The sequence below is a fragment of the Methanococcoides sp. NM1 genome, assembly GCF_900774285.1.
Classification (GTDB): Archaea; Halobacteriota; Methanosarcinia; order Methanosarcinales; family Methanosarcinaceae; genus Methanococcoides; species Methanococcoides vulcani.
Genome location: NZ_CAAGTW010000005.1, coordinates 110131 through 136419 on the forward strand (window position 1 = coordinate 110131; position 26289 = coordinate 136419).

The 26289-nt window shown below is 42.6% G+C and carries 19 protein-coding genes; 14 read left to right on the forward strand and 5 right to left on the reverse strand.

Annotation, left to right across the window (positions count from 1 at the left end; all coding sequences use genetic code 11):
* The first annotated feature begins 13 nt into the window (after positions 1–13).
* The gene (locus E7X56_RS06465; RefSeq protein WP_135605979.1) at positions 14–616 is read left to right on the forward strand and encodes a TIGR00296 family protein; all 603 of its coding nucleotides are present in this window, start codon (positions 14–16) and stop codon (positions 614–616) included.
* A gap of 18 nt (positions 617–634) precedes the next feature.
* Here E7X56_RS06465 and E7X56_RS06470 read toward each other — a convergent pair whose 3' ends face one another.
* The 3 genes from E7X56_RS06470 to E7X56_RS06485 all read right to left on the reverse strand — a co-directional run bounded on the left by E7X56_RS06470 (position 635) and on the right by E7X56_RS06485 (position 3594).
* Positions 635–1063 (reverse strand): nucleoside 2-deoxyribosyltransferase, encoded by a 429-nt coding sequence (locus E7X56_RS06470; RefSeq protein WP_135605981.1) that lies wholly within the window; start codon positions 1061–1063, stop codon positions 635–637.
* Positions 1064–1766: 703 nt separating this feature from the next.
* The gene (locus tag E7X56_RS06480; RefSeq protein WP_135605985.1) at positions 1767–2708 is read right to left on the reverse strand and encodes a CPBP family intramembrane glutamic endopeptidase; all 942 of its coding nucleotides are present in this window, start codon (positions 2706–2708) and stop codon (positions 1767–1769) included.
* 1 nt (position 2709) lies between these two features.
* A complete protein-coding gene (locus tag E7X56_RS06485; RefSeq protein WP_135605987.1) occupies positions 2710–3594 on the reverse strand; it encodes a DUF1616 domain-containing protein in 885 nt (294 codons plus the stop codon).
* A gap of 410 nt (positions 3595–4004) precedes the next feature.
* On the opposite strand from E7X56_RS06485, the gene argC reads away from it, so the two are divergent.
* The 5 genes from argC to E7X56_RS06510 are packed head-to-tail and all read left to right on the forward strand — an operon-like array spanning position 4005 to position 9559.
* Positions 4005–5018, forward strand: coding sequence for an N-acetyl-gamma-glutamyl-phosphate reductase (gene argC / locus E7X56_RS06490; protein WP_135606096.1), 1014 nt, complete (start codon positions 4005–4007; stop codon positions 5016–5018).
* A gap of 23 nt (positions 5019–5041) precedes the next feature.
* Positions 5042–5506 (forward strand): CBS domain-containing protein, encoded by a 465-nt coding sequence (locus E7X56_RS06495; RefSeq protein WP_135605989.1) that lies wholly within the window; start codon positions 5042–5044, stop codon positions 5504–5506.
* Positions 5507–5516: 10 nt separating this feature from the next.
* Positions 5517–6701: a bifunctional ornithine acetyltransferase/N-acetylglutamate synthase gene (gene argJ, locus E7X56_RS06500; RefSeq protein ID WP_135605991.1), complete on the forward strand. Its 1185-nt coding sequence runs from the start codon at positions 5517–5519 to the stop codon at positions 6699–6701.
* A 38-nt stretch (positions 6702–6739) separates the two neighbouring features.
* A complete protein-coding gene (gene pfkC / locus E7X56_RS06505) occupies positions 6740–8200 on the forward strand; it encodes an ADP-specific phosphofructokinase (protein ID WP_135605993.1) in 1461 nt (486 codons plus the stop codon).
* 9 nt (positions 8201–8209) lie between these two features.
* Positions 8210–9559, forward strand: coding sequence for an ADP-dependent glucokinase/phosphofructokinase (locus E7X56_RS06510; RefSeq protein WP_135605995.1), 1350 nt, complete (start codon positions 8210–8212; stop codon positions 9557–9559).
* A gap of 184 nt (positions 9560–9743) precedes the next feature.
* Here the strand turns inward: E7X56_RS06510 and E7X56_RS06515 are convergent, their stop codons facing one another.
* Positions 9744–9983, reverse strand: a complete 240-nt coding sequence (locus E7X56_RS06515) for a hypothetical protein (RefSeq protein WP_135605997.1) — start codon at positions 9981–9983, stop codon at positions 9744–9746.
* A 378-nt stretch (positions 9984–10361) separates the two neighbouring features.
* Here E7X56_RS06515 and E7X56_RS06520 point away from each other — a divergent pair, with 378 nt between their 5' ends.
* The 6 genes from E7X56_RS06520 (at position 10362) to E7X56_RS06545 (ending at position 23658) form a co-directional block, all read left to right on the forward strand.
* A complete protein-coding gene (locus tag E7X56_RS06520; RefSeq protein ID WP_135606000.1) occupies positions 10362–10778 on the forward strand; it encodes a hypothetical protein in 417 nt (138 codons plus the stop codon).
* A 965-nt stretch (positions 10779–11743) separates the two neighbouring features.
* The gene (locus tag E7X56_RS06525; protein ID WP_167879463.1) at positions 11744–14998 is read left to right on the forward strand and encodes a PQQ-binding-like beta-propeller repeat protein; all 3255 of its coding nucleotides are present in this window, start codon (positions 11744–11746) and stop codon (positions 14996–14998) included.
* 61 nt (positions 14999–15059) lie between these two features.
* Complete coding sequence (locus tag E7X56_RS06530) at positions 15060–17501, forward strand: hypothetical protein (protein WP_135606004.1); 2442 nt, start codon at positions 15060–15062, stop codon at positions 17499–17501.
* A 242-nt stretch (positions 17502–17743) separates the two neighbouring features.
* Positions 17744–19453, forward strand: coding sequence for a PQQ-binding-like beta-propeller repeat protein (locus E7X56_RS06535; protein WP_135606006.1), 1710 nt, complete (start codon positions 17744–17746; stop codon positions 19451–19453).
* Positions 19454–19705: 252 nt separating this feature from the next.
* Entirely contained in the window at positions 19706–21565 is a 1860-nt protein-coding gene (locus tag E7X56_RS06540; protein ID WP_244603438.1) for a PQQ-binding-like beta-propeller repeat protein, read from the forward strand.
* A gap of 812 nt (positions 21566–22377) precedes the next feature.
* Positions 22378–23658, forward strand: coding sequence for a PQQ-binding-like beta-propeller repeat protein (locus E7X56_RS06545; protein WP_135606010.1), 1281 nt, complete (start codon positions 22378–22380; stop codon positions 23656–23658).
* A gap of 88 nt (positions 23659–23746) precedes the next feature.
* Here E7X56_RS06545 and E7X56_RS06550 read toward each other — a convergent pair whose 3' ends face one another.
* Positions 23747–24145, reverse strand: coding sequence for a hypothetical protein (locus E7X56_RS06550; protein WP_167879465.1), 399 nt, complete (start codon positions 24143–24145; stop codon positions 23747–23749).
* Positions 24146–24500: 355 nt separating this feature from the next.
* Here E7X56_RS06550 and E7X56_RS06555 point away from each other — a divergent pair, with 355 nt between their 5' ends.
* Positions 24501–24986 (forward strand): hypothetical protein, encoded by a 486-nt coding sequence (locus E7X56_RS06555; protein ID WP_135606012.1) that lies wholly within the window; start codon positions 24501–24503, stop codon positions 24984–24986.
* 550 nt (positions 24987–25536) lie between these two features.
* On the forward strand, positions 25537–26286 hold the full coding sequence (locus E7X56_RS06560; protein WP_135606013.1) for a PGF-CTERM sorting domain-containing protein: 750 nt from the start codon (positions 25537–25539) through the stop codon (positions 26284–26286).
* Positions 26287–26289: the final 3 nt, after the last annotated feature.

Below are 26289 nucleotides of genomic sequence, written 5' to 3' on the forward strand. Positions count from 1 at the left end.
GGGGGGGTTGAATATGCTCAGTGATTTCGAAGGTGAGAAGGCGGTAGTTCTTGCAAGGGATACGATCGAACTGTTCCTTGAGAATGGAAAGAAAATGCAGGTATCCGGTTTGCCGGAAGTTTTTGATGAATTGCGCGGGGTCTTTGTGACATTGACGATCGAAGGTGATCTGAGAGGCTGTATCGGTCATCCATATCCTGATTCTCCTTTGAGTGATGCTATCATTGATTCTGCTATCTCGGCAGCAACAAGGGATCCTCGTTTTCCTGCAGTGGTTATCTCTGAGATGGATGGCATTGTTGTGGAGGTCACTATACTGACACAACCTGAGCTTATTGATGTACCTCCTCAAAAGCTCCCTGATGTCATAGAGATAGGCAGACACGGCCTGATTGCTAAGGACGGTCCGTACCAGGGCTTGCTGCTTCCACAGGTGGCACCTGAGAACGATTTTGATGCGATAGATTTTTTGAGTCACACCTGCTTAAAGGCCGGTCTGTCACACGATGCCTGGCTGACAGGTGCACAAATGTATTGGTTCGAGGGTCAGATCTTCAAAGAGATAAGCCCGCGGGGTAATATTGAAGAAGAAAAGTTCAATTCATGTTGTAAGTGAAGAGGGTGTGGATTCCTCTTATCTGTATTTTTCCATCTTTTTCAGAAGGGCTTTGACACTGGTCTCAAGCTCATTAGCAGATTCCCCTATCATAAGGTTTACAAGACCCTCGGGTCCCAGTGTCCTGAAATCGGTTTTAATGCCTATTACTGTCTTGTTCTTTGCATAGGCATACCCTATCTCCCATGCGGTCCCGGAGTCCACGTCAGTGCCACCATCAAGAACAGCGACCAGTATATCACAGGCATCGATGGCTTCAACATTTAATTGGAATATATTACTGGAATCCATGTCCTCTCTTGCTGCTTCTGTATCGTTCGAATCCTCCTGGGGTACAAAGGCCGAGAATCCAAGCTCTTCCAGTGCAGTTTCCAGCTTTTTGTTGAATTCCTGTTCAGCTTCAGAGAACAGGGGTGCTGCAAGATATATTTTTTTAGTTATGCTCATTTTATCTCCTTGTCTTAATTCTGCCCTCTAGTAATGTAAGTTAAGATTCATAATCATTCTGGAGACTTCAACTGTAGTTGAGCTTTTGGGCATAAGTTCTATTTCCGATTATTGCCGATGTTGTTAATCCGCCTTCCTTTCACAAGGTGAGCGTTTCCAATGAAATTGAAATCCAGTTGAAAACTGGGGTGAAGTTATTCTTGAGGAGCCGTTTGAAGATGTACCTGTGGAGACTATTTCTCAAGATGCTCATATGCAAGAAAAAAGCTAAAAAAAGTCGAAAAAAGGTTAAAGGAAAAACTTTTCCTACTAATTTGATATTAATTTTAAATTATTTCTGTGATCTTGAAGATCACAATGCCTGTAAATACTACGAGAAGTGCGAATATGTCCATATTAAGAGATGTACCTAAGGATTTAGTCCAGTACTTTGAAGCAGATAAAATCTCTTTTGCGGACAATAGAAATATAAGAACAATGACTGTTAGTACACTATATTCAGGTAACCCTATATCTGTCATCATTGATACAGTACTAGTAGTTGAAATTATGCTCGTTAGCATTTGCTACTCTCTCCCTTAATTAAAACATTAGTAGTATACTATATGGATGTTATGAAATTATATTTGCTTTTATAAAGTCTGACCATCAATTGAAGCAGACCTCATATTAAACTAGGTCAAAGGATTTGTTTTCTTTTGACTTATTTATTCCTTCTTAATTCAATAAATCCGATTGCAACGATTGATAAGACCAAAATTATTAAACCAACTATCAACTTGTTATTTTCCGTAGCTAACTCTGAAGTATCCAATTTGGGAGTTACTATGTGAGGGAGTACTCCAAAGAGCATTATGTTCACAAGTCCCTGTGTCATCGTCACGAGTAACAGATTTCTTCTTATTAAGTACATGGTTCCAAGTATAAAACCTGCAAACCCGGCAAATGCTATCTCATATTGCGTACCATATCCGGAATGCATAACTGCGAAAAGTATAGTTGCAAGGATAAGTCCCTGGTACTTGCCTATCATTTCTTCAAGCTTCGTTTGCAGTATTGATCTGAATATAAGTTCTTCGATCAGACCTACAAAAAAAATCATTATGATAGATAACTTAAGTAAGTTCAATAATGATAGATCCGGTATAAGATAGCTGGGTTTGATGATAAGGAATTCCCCTGCTGCGATCACAATACTTGCTATCAGGACAAGAGGCAGGTCATAGTACCTTATATTCCTGGTAATACCAAGGTCTGAAAGCCCAAGACCCTGGTCCTTTACAAGAATATATATCGGAATTGCCAGAGGTGCATAGATGAATACATAGGAATAAAGTGTCATCTCAAAGAACACTGGCATTAATAGACTGAGTATCCTTAGCAAGGACAGGAGAATGAATGCATGCAATATATGCTGTTTGTTCTTGTCGTTAAATATCATTGTAGACAATGTTAAAATTATCAGCAGGATAAAATGTGTCCACAACGTGAACTTTGTCATGCCCGCAAATAATGACATCTCCGCAATTATTATCATTAATGAAGGGATGGCTATAACAAGAAGATCGATTTTGAATTGGTCCATTCTCCCTATCTTGTTGAAGAGATCATTTTCCACAACAACATCTTCAGTTCCTGTCTCCATTTCACATCTCCTTCACATCGATCCATAAAAGAAGGTCTCGATAAGATTCTGTCATGTTGTTGTCTTTGTAGAGCAAGAATTGCAGTTTCATGTCTTCACCTGCAGATGCAGGTGTGAATGTTACTTCTTTCTCCCACGTTTGGTTGTGTTGAAGGATTATTTGATGTAGATCCTGTCCCATCATCTGTGAATTATTCTCAAGCATTAGCTTTATGGAATATTCAGTATCTGCATATTCATGGTTCACAATCCCAATGATAACGGTACCGCTTTGACCAAACTGGAGATTGGTGGGATAGTTATCAGCTATCCCCTCAGGTCCGAGTATGTAGAATTCAGTAAATTTTTCACCTTCTTTTGGTGTAACGACAACGTATGCAAGAGTTACTATTGAAGCTACTATTGATATTACGAGAAGAATTGTCAGGATTCTGTCGATCTTGTTCTCCGGTTTCTTTGAGATCTCTTCCTTTGCTGAAACATATACTGAGTAAAAGGGAACGGTGAACTTATCATCTTCCGGAAGATTATTCCTTCTGAACACTGCTACTGCACACATTATGACGGTGAAAGCTGAAAGTGATATCAGTATAGGGAATAGCCTTATTCCCCATGGTGTATAGTTGAGGGCAAGGCCAATAAGGGGAACTACTGCAATACTAAGACCAAAACTAAGTGCTAATCGCTCGATCCCGTCCAGGTCATCCTTGCCCGGAAAAAGTGCTGCTATCAATGCATAACCTGGCAAGAACAAGACCATTGGAAGCCCAAGGGCTGTTCGTATGGGCGTATTACTCAAGGTTGGGATCGTTATGAATATGCAGGTAAGTATAACAAGTGCTATGACAACTCGGATATCAGAGGGAATATTCTTTTTATGGAACATTGTTATTTCTCAATGGGTTATGTTTTGCTACACACCGAAATGATGTGTTATGCCTTATAAATATGCTTGAAAATCTTTGTACGGCATTCAGCTTTTGCAGTTCAAATCCAAAAAGTTATCAGTACAGTTGCATCCAATCTTTATAAACATTTTGACCACTTTATATATAATTCTTGTATAATTACAATAAGCTCAAAAGCAGATAAAATATTCGTGTGTAGGTCGAAATAAATAAACGTGTTTTGATTATCTGGTTCAAAGAAGCAAATCACAAAAGTTTTCAGTTGTTGCCATGATGGTGTATGTGACAAAAAATTTTCAAGATTAGCGGTAAAGCACAACCGGATAAAAGTACCGTAAATATAACAACCTTAATTAATCTTGGAACTATACATAAATGCATGACCGATATGATCAATGCAGGAATAGTCGGTGCCTCCGGTTACACAGGTGGCGAACTGATGCGCCTGCTTTTGAACCATCCGAACGTTAACATTGAAGCAGCAACGTCCCGCAGATTGTCAGGGGAAGCTGTAAGTGATACGCACAAACACCTGCGTGGATTTTCTGACCTTAAGTTCGAAGATCTTGGTCTGGAAGAGATCAAAGAGCGTTGCGATGTCGTATTTGTGGCCGTACCACATGGAACCGCAATGAACATAGTTCCTGAGCTTATCGACAATGACGTGAAGGTCATTGACCTGAGCGCAGATTATCGTTTGAATACCGATATTTTCGAAAAGGTCTATGGAATGGAACACGCTGATCCCAGAGATGCGGTCTTTGGCCTTGTCGAACTCCATCCTGAGATAAAGGGGCAGTCATTCATCGCAAATCCGGGATGCTACCCCACTGGAGCAACTCTTTCTGCAGCACCACTTGCTGCTGCCGGGCTTCTCAAAATGGCGATCTTCGATTCCAAATCAGGAATCACAGGTGCGGGTATCAATCCAACACCGTCATCCCATTATCCTAATCTGGCAGAGAATGTGCAGGCATACAAGCTGACGACCCACAGGCACAGGGCTGAGATCTTCCAGGAACTGAATCGTCTGGACAGCAAACTGACGGATGTAAGCTTTACACCACACGTTATTCCATCTATTCGTGGAATTCTTACGACAGCCCACCTGTTCGTAAATGACAGCTTGTTTGTGGAAGATGTCAGGAACATTTATGCAGATTTCTACAAGGACAAACCTTTTGTCAGGGTACTGGATGACATCCCATCCCTTGGTGCTGTAAGGGGCTCGAACTTCTGCGATATCGGATTTGAAGTAGATGCTAATAATGGTCGCATCGTTGTGATCTCAGCGATAGACAATCTTGTGAAAGGTGCTTCAGGGCAGGCGATCCAGAACATGAACGTGATGTGTGGGCTTGATGAGACCACTGGCATCTGGATGCCGGCAACTTCACCGTAAATAAAGAAAAAGGAGATATGATCATGAAAGTAAAGGATATTATGAGCAGTAGTGTCATTGTATGCAGTCCTGAAGATTCCATCAGCAGTGTTGCACAGTTGCTGAAGAAAGAGGACATAAGCGGCGTTCCTGTGGTTTCTGCCAGTAATGTTATGGGTATTGTCTCAGAAGGTGATCTTCTAAAACTTCTGGAGATCCCTGAACATGGCGGTCTGTGGCTTCCCAGTCCATTTGAGGTCATAGAGATACCCATACGTGAACTTATCAGCTGGGAGGATACCAAGAAGATGCTTTCAGATGTCGGTTCAAAACCGGTCAGTGAGATTATGGAGAAAGATATTTTCACTGTGAGCCTTGAAAGTTCAGTTGAAGATGCTTCCAGATTAATGACAAAGCATAAAGTTAACAGGCTTCCGGTTCTCGATGACGATAAGCTTGTGGGCATAATCACACGTGGGGATATAATCCGCGGTCTTGCAGGTATTTAATGTGGTTTAAATGAAAATTATAGATGGCGGCATATGTTCAGTAAAAGGTATACGTTCTTACGGTATCAAGCCGGGAAAGATGGGTCTTGCGGTGATCGTAGCTGAAGGCAATGCAGCAGGTGTTTTTACCAGAAATAAAGTGATAGCTGCTCCTCTGGTCGTGACGCGCGAAGCGCTTCAGAAGAACGGAAAACTGGCTGCTATAATAGCTAACAGTGGCAATGCAAATGCTTTTACCGGCGAGGAAGGTCTGGCTGATGCCAGGGAGATGGCAGCTGTTCTTTCGACGAAACTTGGGGTTGACAGTGAGCTTATTGGCGTGGCATCCACAGGTGTAATTGGAAGGAAACTTGATGTTGGGTGGATAAATGACAACATCGATGAAGTTATGGGTTCGCTTACATCATCACCTCAGGGAAACAGCCATGCTGCACGCGCTATTATGACAACGGACACTGTTCCGAAGATGGCTGCTGTTGAACTTAGTTCCGGCATTTGTATTGGTGGTATTGGCAAAGGCTCAGGAATGATCGAACCGAATATGGGTACTATGCTCGGTTTTGTCTACACGGATGCTGAAGTTGATACCGATGTTCTTGACAGTTGCCTGAAAAAAGCAGTGGACAAGAGCTTTAATATGGTGGTAGTGGATGGGGATACCAGTACCAATGACATGGTGTTGCTTACAGCCACAGGTGCTTCCGGGATAAAGCCTGATATGAACGAGTTCCAGCAGGGACTTGAGCATGTCCTGACGGACCTTGCAAAACAGATCGCAAAAGATGGAGAAGGCGCTACAAGGCTGATCGAGGTACAGGCCAGGGGTGCAGCTTCAGAGGACGATGCCAGGCTTGTTGCAAAGGCTATTGTCAGGTCTCCTCTTGTAAAATCCGCAGTTTTCGGCAAGGACCCCAACTGGGGGAGAGTTGTGGCAGCAGCAGGTTATTCCGGTGCGGATGTTGACCAGGGTAAGATCTCGCTTGCATTTTCCAATGGCTCGGATTCTGCAGTTCTGGTTGATAACGGGAAGATCGTATCAGAGGACAGTGAGCTGCTAAAACAGCTGGGCTCTATCATGGGTAGCCCGGAGGTAATTATCAAGGTGGATCTCCATATGGGGGATTCCTGTGCGACAGCATGGGGCTGTGATCTGACGTACGATTATGTGAGGATCAATGCTGAATATACTACGTAAAATGGCCGATCTGGCAGTTTGAATTTGAAGGTGATCTTATGGAAATAAGGGAGTGGGATTCTATTTATCAAAAGTCCTATGAGGACATTCTTTCGTCTATTGGAAATGTCAGGGGGATATTTGTTGCATATAACAGCAATATCGATGCCATCAAGCACATAGGCGCGGAGGATATTGAGCATCTGCTGATGAATGTGGATATATCAGAGGTTCGGGAGAAGGTTTTCGAGTATCCGCGCCAGATCGATTCTCCTTCTGATCTTGTTGCAAGACTTATCATCGCTATGCGTGACGGAAAGGCCGCCGAGGTGCCGACGAATACAACTGAGATCCATGACTGGCTTACTGACCATCTGGTGTTTGATTCTGCAAGAATGGGCGGCCAGGCAGGCATCATCTCCAACCTTCTGGCATCCATGGGAATTGAGAAAGTAATTACCTATGTCCCATGGCTTTCTGAGGAGCAGGCAGAATACTTTGTAGATTCCGAGAACCTGCTGTTCCCTGTGGTAGAGGACGGGAAGCTTGTGCTGAAGCATCCTAAACAGGCATTCGATCCTGATAACAGGCCAAAGGTCAACTGGATACTGGAATTCTCAAAGGGAATGGATGTGAAGTTCGCGGGAGAGCATTTTGTCATTCCAAGGGATAATCGTCTGATCATCTCTTCCCGGCCAAAGTGGATCCGTATCGAGATGGATCCTGAGCTTTACGAGAGGATTCCCCAGTTGCAGGCTAACATTGACGGTGCCATACTGGCAGGCTACCAGATGATAAAAGAGGAGTATGAGGATGGCTCTACCTACATGGACTATGTTGAGAAGGCCGTAAATGTCATCGAAGAGCTCAAGGAAGGCAATCCTGACATACGTATACACGTGGAATTCACTTCAATACAGAACAAGGTCATCAGGAAGGCCATACTCAAACATATAGTCCGGCAGCATGTTCATTCCCTTGGCCTTGACACCGTTGAGGTTGCAAATGCCCTGAACGTTCTTGGTTATGAGGAACTGGCCTATTCTGTCATCAATAAGGGCGAGAATGCTATCGTTTCACTGTACGAGGGCGCTGTGAAGCTTTTGAAGGAGCTTGAACTTGAAAGGGTGCACATCCATTCCCTTGGATTTTACATCTGCCTTGTGTCGAAGAACTGCCCCGTATCTGTTGAAGACCACCGCAAAGCCCTGCTTTTTGGATCAACAGTTGCAGCTGCGAAGGCATCTCACGGTGAGATAGTTTCCCTTGAAAGTACAGAGTCAGGTCTTGATGTTCCGATCTCCGATGAAGGTCACAAGGAACTTGAAAAGCTCGAAAAGCATCTAGTGAGGAGCGGAATATGTGGCATGGAAGATTTCGAGAATGGTTGTATATGCACACCGCAGTATGATGCTCTTATCATTCCTACAAAGGTCGTAAGTGAACCTGTTGCCACTGTTGGTATAGGGGATGCGATCTCAGCTACTGCATTTATGGCATTTCTTTCAAAGCTTAAGTGAGGCATTCCCATGAAGATCCTTTGTGGATATAACGTCAACATCGATGCTGTGTACAAGATAACCGGGGAGGAGATCTCAGATCTCATGGAGATTGTGGATATGGAGGAACTGCTTGAGAATATACGCGATGCTCCGGGTGAGATCAGGTCGATCTCTGATCTTGTGGCAGGATTGGTCCTGCATATGCAGAAAGACACAGGTGCGGAATGGTTCATCTATTCTGATGATGTTTTTCATTTCCTGAAAAGCCGATATTATGGGAAAAGTGAGATACGCCTTGGGGGGAATATGGGAATAATGGCAAACGTCATGTCCCACATGGGTGCAGATCAGGTTGTCATGAATGCGGTTGGTGATATAGAAGGCATAAAGCCATTGATGTCAGGCGGGAACATTATTTTTTCGGGAAAGTCCGTTCCACAGGATGCTTCAACCTCCAAAGACGCTAATGAGATCATCCATTTTGTTTTTGATTTTAGCAGTGGAACCCGTTTCGATCTTTTCGGCACAGAGGTAATAGTGGCCAGAGAGAATCGTTTCATTGCCACTTATGATGATATCAATACGGAACTTACGATCACTCATGAATTTGAAGAGTACAGTCGTGAGCATGTGACCGAGATGGACGGGGCGATCATTTCCGGTTTCAATCAGTTGCAGAAATGCTATCCTGACGGTTCCGGATATACTGCGCGTTTTGAAAAGGCACACTCACAATTAAAGGACTGGAAAGCACGCAATCCTGATCTTCCGATCCATGTTGAGTTCGGTCATTTCATGAGTGTGGATATGGGTGTTTCCATTTTCACCGAACTTTCCGGTACGGTGGATAGCATCGGAATGAACGAGGATGAACTGGTAATGCTTACTGAATTGCATGGTGTTCCCTCGGACATGATACGAAAAATGGATGCCTGCGCTATTCTGGATGCCTGTGTCAAATGTGCTTCATCCACCGGCCTGAAGAAGATCGTCCTGCATACACGTGATTTCATTATGGGCATTTTCAGGAAAGGAACTTCCACGCCTCTTCGTGAGATGCGGAGCATGCAGTTCGGTGTTATGTGTGCAGCAGCTTTTGCAGCATCAGGAAAACTGCCTGAACGATCCCAACTTGAAGATTCAGTGAGTGGTCTTGCCAGAAGCGAAGAAGGGATAAGGCAGGCAGGCAAATTGCAGGACCTTATTGGTGGCGAACAGTTTGAGGGCGGTGTATGCGGGGAGTACAGGGACTTTTTGGTGTGTATCCTGCCGACCATCATCTGTGAAAAGCCGGTATCCACGGTGGGGCTTGGGGATACTGTTTCTTCAGCTACTTTTTTGAGGTGGCTGGAACTCGGGGGAAATGGGAAGGGGTAATAACTACTTTAAGTTTAACATAATAAGATAGAACGTTCGAGGGTAAGATCTCCAATTTGAACATCCGATCCACTTCCAATAAGTTTTCTATTTTTGAAACAATTGTATGCATTGATAACCTCTACGATGGTGATGCATGCTCCATCGGAAGTTTTCCGTCACTTGATGGCTATATGGATATTACTTAAGCTATTCTTATAATTAACATGTTCATCTCCACTTTTTTTGTTGGAAACCTATGCAGTGAACCTTTTATTGTTAAATTTATAGATGATCCTGTGAAGTTAGGAAAGATGATCTCGATAAAGCCACTATTATTACTGTCCATATGAGAAAGACCTACACACATATCATTGGCAAAAGTTTCCTTATGTAGTGCAGCCACCAAAATAGCTATCGCTGGAATGAGGGCGATATGTTTCATGAGCTGTCTAACGAAATTATCGATGAGGGTGAGAATTACTTAATATTTGAGTTAGATACGCCGGGATGTTCATCTTTTGCTATATGCGTTCAGTGAGCATTTTTCTTATATATTTATCATTCATTGAACCAATCAATTTCTCGATGGTTCACATATATTAGTACTAATAAAATCTTAAACAATCTTAAATAGAAACGTTTATATCATATTTGAATTATACGACATTCACTATAAATTCCGATTACACTTAATATATTTCAACAGTATATTTGGAATTTATTATATTGTCTTTCTAATTTATTAGTTTTAAATGGTGGAACGATAGAAATTAATATCAGAAAAATGGGCTTTTCGCTCATGATAGGATTGATAATGTTAATGAGTGTAGCTCAAGGTGCTACACTTTATGTCGATGACGATGAATCCGGTACGAATACAGCAGGTACCATGACTATGGCAAGTACCAATACTCTATACATCTATCCTTCAATTAATGATGCTATGGCCGTTGCTGGATCTGGGGATAGTATTCACATTTATGATGGTGTCTATACCGAGACTCTGGATATATCGAAATCACTTGTAATTGAAGGTGATTCTAGGGCTGGCGTGGTCATTGATTGTGCCGGAATTACGGGTTATGGGATCGATGCCAGTGACAATGTCATTTACAGGCCTGATACTGTTTTGGACTGGAACTCCTGTAACGATCCTGATTCAGATGGAGGTAGCTTGATAGCAAATAGCGAGATCCAGTTTGCTGTGCTCAAATGGAAAATACAGACTCCCATGTGAAATGATCGCTTATAGTACCTGATAACTGGAATCTGTCCATTTCATATTAAAGAAAAGGATATTATCGGGTACATAAGTGGAATTGTGCAGTTATCTCTTTTATGGGGATAACTGCATACATTTTCTATAAATTGAGGCAATTCTGAATGCTAACGAGCATCAGCCCAAAACACATGCTTAAATGGGTCCAGGCATCGTTTCTATGTATGGTCAAATTTATACAAACAAGAAAGGTGATAATTGATTAGAGCTTTGATTTAAAAGCCGAGTCTTTTTCATTAATCTGCTCAAGTTGCGTCATTTTTCTTGTTCTACCATTTTTTGAAACATCTTTCAACATAAAATGGGTCCGAAATTTTTCTGAAGAGTGATTACTGGATGCTTTTACTGATATTGGTTTGATGCAAGATTATAGGACCTAGTTATGATATTTGAATTATTGGAAAATTGAAGGAAAGTTGTTTAAGATTTGAATCTTATGCATTCTATATTATCAATTTAGCTAAAATAAATTATCTAAAACAATACCTTTAAGTATATAAAAAACTATCAATTTTAAGTCTCAACCCTAATAGGTTTGTCTGACAATCATTCAATATGCAAGTGGTGTGGTGACCTGGTATGATTTCAAAATCTAATTTCACATTGAATAAAAGAAGTCGTGATGTCCTTGATGGGGGCTATTATGGAAGTTGTTTAAGATTTGAATCTTATGCATTTTATATTACCAATTTAGCTAAAATAAATTATCTAAAACAATACATTTAAGTATATAAAAAACTATCAATTTTAAGTCTCAAACCTAATATGTTTGTCTAACAATCATTCAATATGCAAGTGGTGTGGTGACCTGGTATGATTTCAAAATGTAATTTCACATTGAAGAAAAAAAGCTGTGCTATCCTTAATGGAGGCTATTATCTATGAATAATAAGTTGAAAACAATTATCTTCACACTCATTTTTTTGAGTTTAGTATTGCTTATTTCGCCGGCTATGGCGGAAGAGACAACAAGTGATTCCTGGCATCAGTTCCACAAGGATGCTGGGCATACAGGTTACCAGATCATTGGGCCTGATACAAACCAGATCGCCTGGATGAGTGATCCTCTGGATGCTATAGGGGATTCATCTGTGGTCATTGCTGAAGGTAAAGTGTTTGTGAATTGTAAGGAGGGTGGTTCATGGGATTCGGGTCTTAGCTATATCAAAGCCGTGAACCTGACCGATGGGAGTCTGGAGTGGAGTACTGGGGTCGATGCTATGGAATATGGCTCATGGGCTTCTCCAGCATACCATAATGGTCGCGTTTTCACATCATCAGGGCAGAATACAACATGCATTGATGCAGCAACAGGCAATATTATCTGGACATTTGAAAATCCGCCGGTTGACGGGGTTAAAGCTGCTTCTGTAAATGGTGGTCCAACCATTGCAGACGGAAAAGTATTCTGCAGCGACTGGGATGGAGGTCACTATTATTGTCTCAATGAAACAGACGGTACAGAGTTATGGAATTTTTCAACATTTGACGATGGTGGATCAGGTCTTAGTGGCCCCCGGGCACAGGGATACGCTGCTTATATGGGCGGCAAGGTGTACCTGACAAGTTTCAGTTACCAGAATACAGTAAATGGGTCTTTAACACAGGGTTTCGTATATTGCGTTGATGCTGACACCGGTACGAAACTGTGGGAAACCTCACTGGAACAGAATGCATGCGGTTCTGTGGCTTGCGGAGATGACGGCCGTGTTTACGTAACTACTTATAATTTCTATGGTACCGGGGCAACGTATGCGCTTGATGCCAATAATGGATCTATTGTCTGGGAACGGGAAACATGGAGGACTGATGCAACACCCACGCTGGCATACGGCAATGTCTATGTAGCCGGTGGTTATCAGCGTGGTAAAACCTTCTGTTTCAATGCAAGTACCGGTGATATTGTATGGGAAACCGATGCTTCTCTCGGGCTGGGGCAGTGGACCCAATCTGTAGCTGTTGCCGATGGCAAGGTTTATGTTGGAGGAAGAGGTGGAATGTTCGGGTATGCTGGACTGTATTCTCTGGATGCATTCACCGGTGATATTCTCTGGAAGGGTAACTTCGGAGGTACCTCGCCAGCAATATACGATGGCAAATTGCTCACAATCGGTAGTGGTGCAATATATTGCTATGACGGAAGCAATGCTTTCATTGACCTGATCCCTAAAACCTTAGATTTTGCAGCCACGACGGCATTTTGTGATACGCCAAATGTTATCACAACAATTATTGAAAATCAAGGGACAACTTACTCAGGCAACGATGTAGCAGTTAGCTTACTGATTGATGGGGTGGAGTTCAGTAACCAAACTATCACTGATGGTGTTGCTGCTGGTCTGTCTGAGACACTCACATTCGTCTGGACACCTACAGAATCCCAGGCCGGTGATCACACCCTTTACGTTCAGGTTGATCCTGATAATGCAATTGTGGAGGCGGATGAAAATAACAACATTCGACCCAAAACCATCTCTGTGGTGAGCGGAAACTGCGACCTTCGTCCAACATCACTGACCCCGTCTGAGATCTACGTGAACAATACGTATGAGATGACAGCCAGTGTCGAAAATATCGGTTACAAGGCTTCTGTTCCCTGCAATGTCTCTGTAATGGAAGGCAGTACTATCATTGCCGATGTTACTTTGCCTGCAGTATCTCCCGATACAAACGGCAGTGTCAGTTTTACATGGATGCCATCAACTACCGGAAACGTTGGATTAACCGTTATCGTTGATAGTGATTCTCAGAACGTGGAGCTTTTAGAAACAAATAATGTGTTGGAACCCGTTGTTTCAGTAAGATCCGAAATGCCTGTTGGCACACTGACAGGCGATGACTGGGCTCAGTTCCAGAATGGATGGCTTAAGCCCGGTATGACAGGCAGTTATGCTCCGATAGATGATTCTGCAGGACTCAAATGGAGTGCTGATCATTCAGGAGAACATATCGATTGTCCGCCGGTTGTGGTTGGGGATGTGGTTTACACTTACACTTCAAACGGCACACTTTATGCACATAATAAGAACGATGCTACTTTCCTGTGGAAGAAAGGTCTGGAACCTGCTATTATCCAGTCCAGTACACCGGCATATGGTGACGGTAACATATTCGTTGCATCAATGGGCGGTAACCTGTCTGCCTATAATGCAGATTCCGGTGTTGAACAGTGGTCAATTGAGGTCTCGGATGAAGGTTTTGAATCACCGATAACCTACTTTGATCACAGGATATACATTGGAGATGGACTTGGACTGGATGTGGGAACCAAATATTATCATTGTTATGATGATCTTGGAAACCATCTGTGGAGCTACCCGAATAACGATAGTGCGGGATTCATCTGGAACGGTGCTTCTGTTGTCGGGGACTATGTAGTTTATTCGACACATGAAGGTAAACTGGTATGTCTTGACAGGAAGGAAGGCACTCTTGTTGATGAGGTGAACCTTGACAGCGATGTGAGCACCAGGATATCTTTTGCAAATGAAACTCCGGGTCTGTTCCGTTCTTCGGTGGTATATGAGGACGGTTATGTCTATGCCACCTCTGAACAGGGCCAGGATATGGGATTCCTCTGGAAGATAGGCTTCAACTCCGGTACAGGTCAATTCCTGAATGATGGCTGGAGCCTGATGCAAGGGTTCAGCACATCCACACCTGTGGTCTATAATGGCAGGGTGTATGTCGGACAGGGTGAGCACGGCTATACAGGTAAGCTCAACTGTGTGGATGATTCCACCGGACAGCTGATCTGGTCATATGATGCGCCAGATGGTGTAAAATCATCTCCGGTCGTTTCAACCTATTACGACAAACCGTTTATTTATTTCACGTCAGCAATGGAGGACGGGTCCTTGTATTGTCTTGACGAGAATGGCACGCTCATCTGGGAGTATAATCCTCCCGGTGATACTAGCTATGTTTTACAGGGAGCTGCAGTTTCCCAGGGCAAGGTGTACTATGGTACCAACGCTGGTTATCTCTACTGCATTGAAGGTGATTGGAATCCTTACAATGACGAACTTTCTGTAAGTGGTAACTTGATAGCCAGCTTTGAGCTCCAGAATGCAGTGTTCAAGTGGAAAAAACAAACTCCAATAAGCACAGGTCATGTGATTTCAAGTTCTGAACTCCAGTACATGGTGTTCAAGTGGAAAAAACAGACTCCTATGTAAAATAAGCTTTCAGAAATAAAAAGAAGAGTAAAAACACAGAGTGAAATATAGAGGTACGAAAATGAATGTAAATAGAACATTGGGGCTATTGTTGATGGTGGCAATAGTAGCCGTTACTGCTTTGGTGACTCCTGCCCTGGCAGATGTAAATTTGATCGCAGACCGAACGGTCCCAGTGACAGACGTTGCTCCGGGAGATACCTTTACCGTTACAGTGGATCTGGAATGTACAGGTACCGATGATTATTTTGTAGGTATGGGTCTTGAAGAGACGATTCCATTTGGCTGGACCGTCACAGAAAACCAGAGTGCAGGATACGCCTTCTCCGTTATTGGCGATACCGCTTCCTGGATTGCGTCAGGTCCGGAACTGCATCCCGGTGATATCCATACTATAACTTATGATGTTACTGTCAATTCCCTTGAAATAGCCGGTCTCAAAACGATCAGTGGATCTGCATCTGCATACACTTTTGTTGGAGAGGCTTACGTGGAGACACCAATTGCTGATGACACTGTGAATGTCGTTGTCACGCACGATCCTATTATTCACATAACTACGCTTGATTCCCTGCAGGATACAATCGACAATGCACAGGAAGGGGACACTATCATGATGGCACCCGGTACATACACTTTTCCGGGAGATTGGATGGAGGCCTACTTATTCATACCCAAAACCCTGACTTTCATGGCTGATGAAGGTGAAGGTGAAGTAATCATTTCTACCAACGGCAACAGTATGAATAATGTGATAAAGATTGGTGTGGATCATGGTTTTGTTGATGCTGATGCTTCAGGGACAACCTTCAGGGGCATTTCATTTATTGGGGCTATGGGACCGTACAGCGTGGATCCACTTCAGCTCGATGTATATAATCCTGGAATGACATATGAGGACTGCAGTTTCATTGGAAATGTAGGTACTGGAGATGGTGCGTCTATTAAGAATGATACTGTTTTCAGAAACTGTGATTTTGAAGCATTGTCGGATGGACATGATGGTTACATACTTCCCGAGATCGGTGTAGAGGGTAATAATATCCTGATGGAGAACTGCTCTGGTGACTTGGGACGATTAGAGGGTTCTGCCTCAAATCTAATTGTAAGGGATAATAATTTCTCATATGGTCGCTTTACAGTAGATGCTACCGATTCCTTATTTGAAAACAATTACCTTAGCAGTGGACAATTTTATTTAAATAATGGTAATTCAAATAATATCATTCGTAACAATGAAATGTTATCGTTATCTGAATGTGTGTTAAGTGGTCAGGTGTACCTGAACAACTTCATTGATGTCACTGTGCCTATTACAAGTGCAACAGGTTCTGTCTTCAACACCTCCGAGGAGGTCACCTACACCTACAGAGGCGCAAGCTGCACAGGTTATCTCGGTAACTACTACTCCGACTATGCAGGTAATGATGCCGATGGCAATGGTGTTGGTGAGGATGCATTCGGAAGCGACACCTATCCACTCATGGGCGCATGGATTGCCGCTGACAGTGAGATCGAATCCAGCCTTGTGATTCTCTGGCAGGGTGAAGTTACACTGATGAACGACAATACATTAGATGCAAGTTTAGTCGATCCTGCTGCTCCTTCATCATGGGATACCCTGACAGACCTCGGAGCTCTCATGGAGACCGATCTTGCTATTGATGCAGCCTATTCCCCTGCATCAGACCCATATCCTGCTTCCTTCTGGATCAATGATATCGGTGCTGTAAATGGTACCGGCTGGGGACTTCTCATCAACGGCGAGCTCGCACCGTATGGCACTGGTGCCAATCATCTCAATGATGGCGATGTCGTTGAGTTCTATAGTCCACTGTGGACACTGAATGAAACCGGCACATATGTCGCAAGTGCAGATGGTGCAAACTATGGTGTGATCATCACAGTTAACGACGATTCTCCTGTGGAAGCAATCAGGACCATTGCAACCCAGACTTTCATGCAGGATGAAGTCATTACTACAGACCAGCACAACTCAACTCTGGTAACCATTGAGTTTGAAGCCCTCAAGGACATTGAAGCTCTCACAGTGATTGAAGAAGTTCCTGCAGGATGGATATTAACTCCTGCAGACAACGATGGTTCATCATTCAGGGCATGTCCTGATGCAGCAGATACCTATGAATGGGTATGGGCAGATGATATGCTTGTTGGAAATACCACAACCATCTCATACATTGTACAGATCCCATACAATGAATCTGCAGCTACCTATGACTTCACAGGTTTTGTTTCTGCTATGGTTAACGCTGTGGATGTCAACGGCATCAATGTTGATGGTGATGACTTTGTTGTTATCGAAGAGGACTGGAACCCATGGGATGACATCGACTCTGTAGCCGATGAAAACGTGGTCACCAGTGAACTGCAGCAGGCAATCAACTGCTGGCTTACCGACGAACCTGCTCCAGTAACAGGAGCACGTATTACCACAGACAGGTTGCAGGAAGTCATCTCACAGTGGCTTGCCTCAACTGAATAACCCTGAATTCCGATTCAGGTCTTGTTCATCCGGGAAACCGGGTGAACTTTTTTTTTATTTTTTGGTAATACGGAAATAATGGCGGGATATAATTTTTGGAATAATATGAAAAACAACAACAGGTTTTTGTCCTGGTGGCACACGCTTTCTTCAGGCAGCCTAAAGGGCTGGAGTTCGTATGAACCAGTGTCCTTTGTGACAAAAGGCAAATTAAGCAAATATGCAGGGATGGAGGGACCAATTTGAAAAAAGATCAAAGAACGTTTTTGTTTCTGAGTTCAATACTTATAATTCTGATATTTTTACCGATGGTGGCTTCAGCAGCCGACTGGACACAATTTCAGGTGGATACACAAAAGACAGGCATAACGTCTGACAAAGCACCAATTACCGCACCCGAGGTTCCGCAATGCTGGGACACGTATGTGACTTCAAGTGGAATGGCAGGAATAGATGTTGTTCCTCTTGTTGTCGGGGACCTATTGTATGTATCAACATTTGACGGGTCTGTGTGGGCCTATGATAAGAACACAGGGTTGCTGCAATGGACAAGTTCATCAAGCGGCGGTGGTTTCCTTACAGGGAACCTTGCATACGGTAATGGGAAGTTGTTCGTGCCCACGAATGCAGGGAAGGTCCATGCTTTCGACGCTATGACCGGTGTCCAGCTCTGGGATGTCACAGTATCTTCCGGGGAATTGAATTCCCCTATCACGTTCATTGATAACAGGATATACATCGGGGATTATGGGGGAGAGAACAAATATTACTGTTATGATGATACCGGAGCAGAATGCTGGAACAGGTCATCTTCCAGCGGAAAGCAGTACAAATGGGCAGGAGCAGCAGTGGTTGGAAGTTCAGGTGATTATCTTGTCTTCGGGGACGATGGGTCATACATTACTTCCGTCAACAGAAATGACGGCATAACCGTGGATGAACTTAATGTGTCCTCTCTATGGCCGGATTTTGATGCCCGCCAGATCGCTTCATCGATCTGTTATAACGAGCAGGACAACAGGATCTACTTCTCATCAAAAGCAGGTTACTGCTATGCCGTAGGTATGAACCAGGATGGCACTTTTAATGTATCGGATATAGTCAGGCAGGACATTGGTCTGGCAAGTACCTCAACTCCTGTGGTCTATAATGGCAGGCTATACGTAGGAAGTGGCCTTTATGGGTCCAATGGGAAATTCTACTGCCTGAATGAATCGGACCTGTCACCAATATGGAGCTATACTCCAAATGGCGGCGTGCAGGCATCCCCTGCAGTATCAACAGCTTATGATAACGGTGACGGTGAGATCTATATCTATTTCACCACAAATACCGAATATTCAAAGATATATTGCCTGAAGGATTCTTCTGGAAACACCCAGCCGGATGTGAGGTGGGAATACCAGCCCCCATCGGAGAAGAACGGGTATACTCTTCAGGGAGTATCCATCTCAGATGGCAGGATATTCTATGGGAATGACTATGGCTATCTGTTCAGCCTTGCTACCAGTGAAAGTCTCAATACGCAATATGTCTTTGCGGATTTCACGGCAAATACAACTTCAGGAGATGTCCCGCTTACTGTGGAATTCACCGATCTGTCCACTGGAGCCATAATGTGGAGGTGGGATGTGGATGGTGATGGTAACACGGATTATACTGTAAGGGATCCGGTACACACCTACGATATAGAAGGTCTTTACAACGTAACCCTGACAGCAATTGGTTCACAGGGCGTGGACACCAGAACAGAGGTGGGCTATATCAATGTCGATTGGAACCCCTGGAACAATCCGGATTCTGACGGAGGTAGCTTGATCACAAGTGGTGAATTACAGTTTGCTGTGTTCAAATGGAAAAAACAAACTCCACTGGCAGGTACAGACCACATAATTTCAAGCTCGGAACTCCAGTTACTGGTGTTCAAGTGGAAAAAACAGACTCCCATGTGAAATGGCCTCTTATAGTACCTGATAACCGGGATCTGTCATTTCAGCACTAAGAAAAAGACCTTATTGGAAAACAAGTTTAGTTGTGCGGTCATCTCTTTTTATTGAGATGACTGCATACATTTCTGGAAAGTTTTATAATCTCTGATGCTAATAACTAGTATTCTATAACGCATGATCTTGGAGACATTAAGATTAAAATCATGTGTTTCCAGATTTACACAAACAAGATTAATAAGAGGTTTTAAATTGAAAATGCATAAATACATATTTTTAGTAGGGATCATTTTAATTCTCTTTCAGGCATTTATCACTCCGGTAGCTGCATCAGTTGGGACCAATGGAGTAAGAAGTATTGAGCCGGATTCAATTGAACCGGGAGATATCTTTACAGTAACGGTTGTATTCTCAGCTAGTGAAACAGATGTGGAAGCCATAATGCTGGAAGAAAAACTCCCTGATGGATGGACAGTAACGCCCGTACAGGATGATGGTCTGGTATTTGCAAAAATAAATGATATATATACCTGGATTGACAGTACGGGGACTACCCTTGAAGCGGGAAACAGTAAAACCATCATTTATAATGTTACCGTGCCAACGGAAACAAACGGTGGAATGTATGACCTGGAAGGCTGGGCTTCTGCTTATGATGCTGCTACCGAGTATTATTACTACAATGAAGTCACTGGTGACACCTCAGTAGAGGTTGTCGGTGAGCAGATATTCACCTCCACGGACTGGCCCCTGATCGGCAAAGATTTGTACAACAACGCTGTCACAAGCGACAGGGCACCTGTGCAGGAACCAGATGTATCAGAATCCTGGTCTACTATGACCTACGGGGTACCAGGTGCTTATGGAGTCGATGTGCACCCCCTTGTAGTAGGGGATATGGTTTATGTGTCAACAATGGGTTCCTTATTTGCAGTTGACAGGAACACAGGAGAGATTGAATGGACTAACGACATTGTCGGAGGTATCACTGCTCCTCTGGGAACCCCGGCTTACGGTAATGGAAAATTGTTTGTTACCGCTTTCGGGCAACTATATGCTTATAACGCTACATCAGGCGATGAGCTGTTGAATGTCACTGTTGATTCTGAAAACCTGGAATTCACCCAGTTGAACACTCCTGTGATGTATGAGGATGGCAGGATCTTTTTTGGTGAATGGCTCTCCTCCTTTATTGAGGGAAACCGCAAATATTACTGCTATAATGAAGACGGCACTCTGGAGTGGGCATATGTTTCCCCTACCGGGGAGGGCTATTACTGGGCAGGGCCATCGGTTGTAGGAAGATATCTGATCTTCGGTGACGATGCTCTTCATCTTACATCCCTGGATAAATACGACGGGCAAGTTATTGATGAAATAAACGTTTCTGAATTGTTGGGATTTGGATACAATGGTGAAAGGGAAGAGATCAGGAATTGCATAGCATATAACCCGGAAACAGGTCGCCTATATTCCTCTTCCGAAGCGGGTTACTGCTTCTCGATTGGTTTCAATTCGGACGGTACATTTGACACATCGGATGCTCAGAAGGCCTACATCGGTAAAAGCACATGTACCCCAACTGTTTACAATGGCAGGGTATATGTGGGAACAGGTACTTTCACAGGATTCGGTGATCTCTATTGCCTGAACGAAGCTGATCTCTCGCAGATCTGGAAATACACTCCCAATGGTGGTATACAGGGCTCTCCGGTAATATCCACTGCTTATGATGATGGGGATGGGGAAGTGTACATTTATTTCACCACGAACATTAACGATGCAAGAGTATATTGTCTAAAGGATTATACAGGTAATACTGAGCCCGAACTTCAATGGTATTATGAAGCCCCCCCTGAAATGAATGAATATACGCTACATAGTGTTACGATAAAGGACGGGCGCATATTCTATGGCAATGACAGAGGCTATCTTTTCGGGCTTGCAGAGTGGAATTCCTGGGATGATCCTCACTCGGTTTCAGGTTCAGCGATCGAAACAACAGAACTGCAAGAGGCGATCAATTGCTGGCTAACGGATGAACCCGCACCAGTAACAGGTTCTATAATTTCAACCGATAGACTGCAGAACCTGATCCATCTATGGCTGAATTCCTAAATAGGTGGTAGGGCATTATTCTGGCCTTTAGGGTCGGAATATGTCCACATCTCAAAATTGTCAGGGCATTATTGCTTTTTTGATTCTATCTTAATACTCCGGGCGTTGGCAAGAGGCAGTTTGTTGGAAACAGTTTTTCTTGAGATTGCCTAATGAAGCGGGAAACATAGTTTTTACTTAACTTTTCGATTTCATCTCTGAACATATTGCTAATCCGCAAATATTGGTTCCAGAACAAAGGGACTGGGATATGGCTGCAGATATTTTTGTAACAGTTTCTTTTAATTTCACCGTTTATGATCACGAAAGTCCATTTTCTATCAGGCTTAGGTCCATAAACATAGCTTATTGGGCTACATTGTAACCTAAAACATCAATGAATTTTTGGGCACAGTACTCCAGTGCATTCCACTACCGGTAATTTATTGATTATTTATCATACAAAAAAGAATGTAAAAGTTGAAAATGCAATATGTAATCCAAATGGATATTGTATATGTTCGTAATAAATACCATATGTGGGCATTATAGGAAACTATATATTCATGCAGCCATTACCATTATTATGATATGTGTTGCATTTAAAAATGGAACACTATTAGATCCGGGAAATCTGAGAAATAGAACTTGAAGAATTATGGTAGTAGGGGGATCCCTGAAATCAATTTGGGTTAATGTTAACTGATCTCAAGTATCCGCTACCATTATGCCTATTGTTCTTTTCTCCTAATAAGTTTTCCTGCAAAAGTCGATGAAAAATCATTTTTAGGATTTTTTTGTTGACAAAAAGACAAATATGGAGAAACTAGAAAATGCAATCAAGAAATTTGGTGCTAGCAATTAGCACAATGATGGTGTTGGGTTTGCTTGCAATCCCTGCATCGGCCGATGCAAATTGGACACAGTTCCAGGGTTCAACCGACAAGAACGCATTTACGGTTGAAGACGGTTCAACCAGTGACAGCACAAATTGGGAGACCTACCTTGGCGGCGGTGGATGGATGGGCATAGATTCCGTTCCTATTGTAGTGGGTGACTATGTATATGCCATTGCCTCTAATGGAGACCTTTACAAAGTCAGTGATACAGGAACCAAAGTTACATCAGGAAGCTGGCCGGTTAGTCTGGCGGGCAACGGTTTCCAGAACTCTGTGCCTGCAACAAACGGAAGTGCAATTTTCGTAATAACAACCGGTTATGGAAACACACCAACACTTTATGCAATCGATGCAGACGATGGTGACACTCTCTGGAGTACAACCGTTGGAACTAGTGATTACCAGTGCTCATCCCCTATTCTCTACGACGATGATAAACTATACTTTGGTACTGTCAGGATGAGCAACCTTGATGCCACCAATGATAGTGATGACGGAACCTACTATTGTTACGATGAAGATGGAACTCAGGACTGGAGCACTACTACAACAGACGGCGAAGGATACTACTGGGCAGGGGCATGCAGTGTAGGCAACTATATTGTCTACGGGAATGATGCCGGCAATGTAACCCTGGTAGAGAAAGCCGATGGGGATGTTGCAGATTCCTTCGACATCAGCAGTGTATTCTCTGACAACTCCGAAATCAGGTCAACATGTGTTTACTATGACAATGGTACCGATGAAAGGATATATTTCACAGCCAAGAGCGGCTCTTGCTACTATGTAGGACTGGATGAGAGTGGGGGAGTGTACTCTTTCGACACCAGCGATAAAGACAGCAATACCGGTCTTTCATACAGTACATCCACTCCTGCCATTGACATAGGTGAAGGTGTTGTCTATGTTTGTGCAAGTGGTGGACTATATGCTCTGGATGCCGATGACCTTTCCCAGAACTGGAAACACGGGTCCGATGCTGCACAATCATCTCCGGTAATAAGTGATGATCTGGACAGTGGAGATAACGTTGTCTACTACACAACAAATGTAGCAGCAGGAACATGTTACGGTGTCAAGGATAATGGTGCTTCTTATACCGAAAAGTTCGATTATACGCCTACCAATGATAACTACATACTTCAGGGTGTAGCCATTTCAGGCGGGCAGGTCTTCTTCGGTAATGATGACGGCTACCTTATTGGACTTGGATAAACCTTCTAAACGGAGAAGATTGTGCTTAAGCAAATCTTCTCTCATTTTTTTATAAAACAAAAATACAAAAGAATAATAATTTGGATATTTAGGTATCCATCCGGTATGTATCGTAAACTAACTGCTCTTTTCCCACACGCACATCAATTGTTACATTTTCAATGCCATATCCCTTCAAGTACCGGTCACACATTTCAGAAGAGTACTCAAAGAAAGCATCTGCTTCAAAAGGTTCATGGATTGAAACCACCAGTATTTTTTCACCATTTATGTCTAGGAAACTGACTTCTGTAATACCATCATCCTTTTCCATTTCGCTTTTAAGCTGTTCAATGGATTCGTCAAACCCCAACATTTTACCTTCCGTAATCTGATCACATGTTTCATCTAGGGATGCAGTTGAATCTTCAGTCACTTCCGTACATCCAGGAGTTATGGAGATTAAAGTCACCATCAAAATTGTGATAAATATGGATTTTCTATTCATAATTTCGTCTTCCTTTTATGCTTTGATTTGTTACAGAAATGAAATACTTTTTATTATTTTAACAGATTTCTACAGAGCCCCATATTTTCTTTTTATAAACTACCTTACTGATTCTTATGATGAGGGAACTGTAGACATCTTCAAGTCTTTTCTTGATAGTTTTTCTTTGCAAGGCATGTGCATAATTTTATAATTTGCACCGTGATGTTATTAGCATGTAAGTTCAAAATCTTATATATTTATAGTTATGGATAACAAAAATTGCTTTAAGTCTTTTAATTATTAGAATAAAGCTCATATATGAGTGTTTATGTATTAGTATATCTTATTTTCAATGATTTTGCAGGTGTGAATAATGCTAAAAAAAATTATGATCGGTATAATGGTCCTATTAATGATGGCACAGGCAAGTTCGGCAACTGGTGTCGGTGCGTCTCCAGGAAGGTTGAACTTCACTGCAGAGGTTGGAAGTTCAGATACCCAGTCCTTGTATGTGAAGAATACGGGTGATTCGATTTCTAATTATCTTGTTTATGTGGATGATGCGTATACTGAATGGTTCCTTATATCTGATGATAATTTCACTCTGGAGGCAGGTGAGGTAAAAGAGGTATTTCTGGAATTTAAACCTCCTGTTTCTGGTACAGGTGAGCACGAGTTTAAAGCTTATGTTTTATCGATGTCTCCGGAAGGCGATCTGGGAGTAGGAAGTGGTATTAAGATCCCTGTTAATGCACAGGTCTCTAATATGTTCATAAAGGGTGCAGGGCTTTCCCTGGTGCTAATTGCAGGCATTGTTGTTTATGCACTGTACCGCAGACGAAGCACTGTAAATAAATGAATAAATAAGAAGGGAATTTCCATCATGTTAGCAATATTGCTTACACGAATTACCAAAAAAGATATGCTTAAATCATATAATGTCTGTATGCTTTTTAACTTATATAATTGGCTTTATTAAATTATCATTAAAGTCTATTGTGTATAAATTGGATGGTGGAAGATAAGATCGATCATACATGTATTTGCGAGGAATGACAAGTCTGACAGAAATGGAAATGATGTGTATCAATTTCCCGACAAAGTGAAAGCCTATCGATAGCAAGTTCTGGAATGTGGGTATGAACACCTTTCATATTTTGCCTTAAAATTAAGGATTATATCCGATTTCTTGTCCGTCTTTGAATTCCTTAGCCTGCAAAGCATGTTCGTGCATCTGGATCTGCTCCATAACGTATGAAGAAATTAGATCGAATAAGAATAGGATTGATAAAAAAATAATAGTATATTTGTCTCACATTAATATATTTGAATAGTTACTATCCTCAGAGATTGGAAATGTCCGGGGATAATCACCCAATAACTTAAAAGGAAAAGGTGGAAAAATTAACATGGTAAATCTAAAAAAGTACAGTGTTTTTCTCAGTTTACTGGTTATAGCGTTATCATTGATGTCTGCTCCGGCATTAGCCGGGGAGGGTATTACCAGTGGCAGGGATATTTCAAAAGATACAGTTAGCGCAGGTGACACATTCACTGTAACCGTTGGCTTATCTTCCACTGGCTCATACGAGGGACCAGCGATTGATGAAGACCTCCCTGCTGGTTGGACTGTTAGCATGGTTCAGGATGGTGGAGCTATATTCAAGGAATCGACCCATGAATGGATTTGGACTGCCCCTATACTTCCGGGAGACTCCAGGAATCTGGTATATGAAGTGACGGTTCCATCAAATGAAAAAGAAGGAACTTATCATATTCATGGTAAAGCATCGGTTCGTGCCAGTTCCGGAAACATTCTTTCAATTCCTATCGTAGGTGACAACACGATCACTGTAACAGGATCTTCATCTTCCGGAAATACTGATGATCCCGAAGATTCTTCTTCAGGTATCTCTTCTTCAACAGGGACTCCCACTTCTCCTACTGAAACAATTTTGGAAGATGCCGTTGAAGTGAATGAAGAAGAAAGCAATGTTGATCCTGTCATTGAGGAAGAACCTGTAGAAAAACCTGCAAATGCTGAGGTTTCCCAAGATGATGTACAATATCAGGATTCTGAGCCTAAAACTCCCGGGTTTGAACTTCTATTTGCGGTTGTAGGATTATTGATGTCCGTATATTTGTCTAAAAGATACTAACAA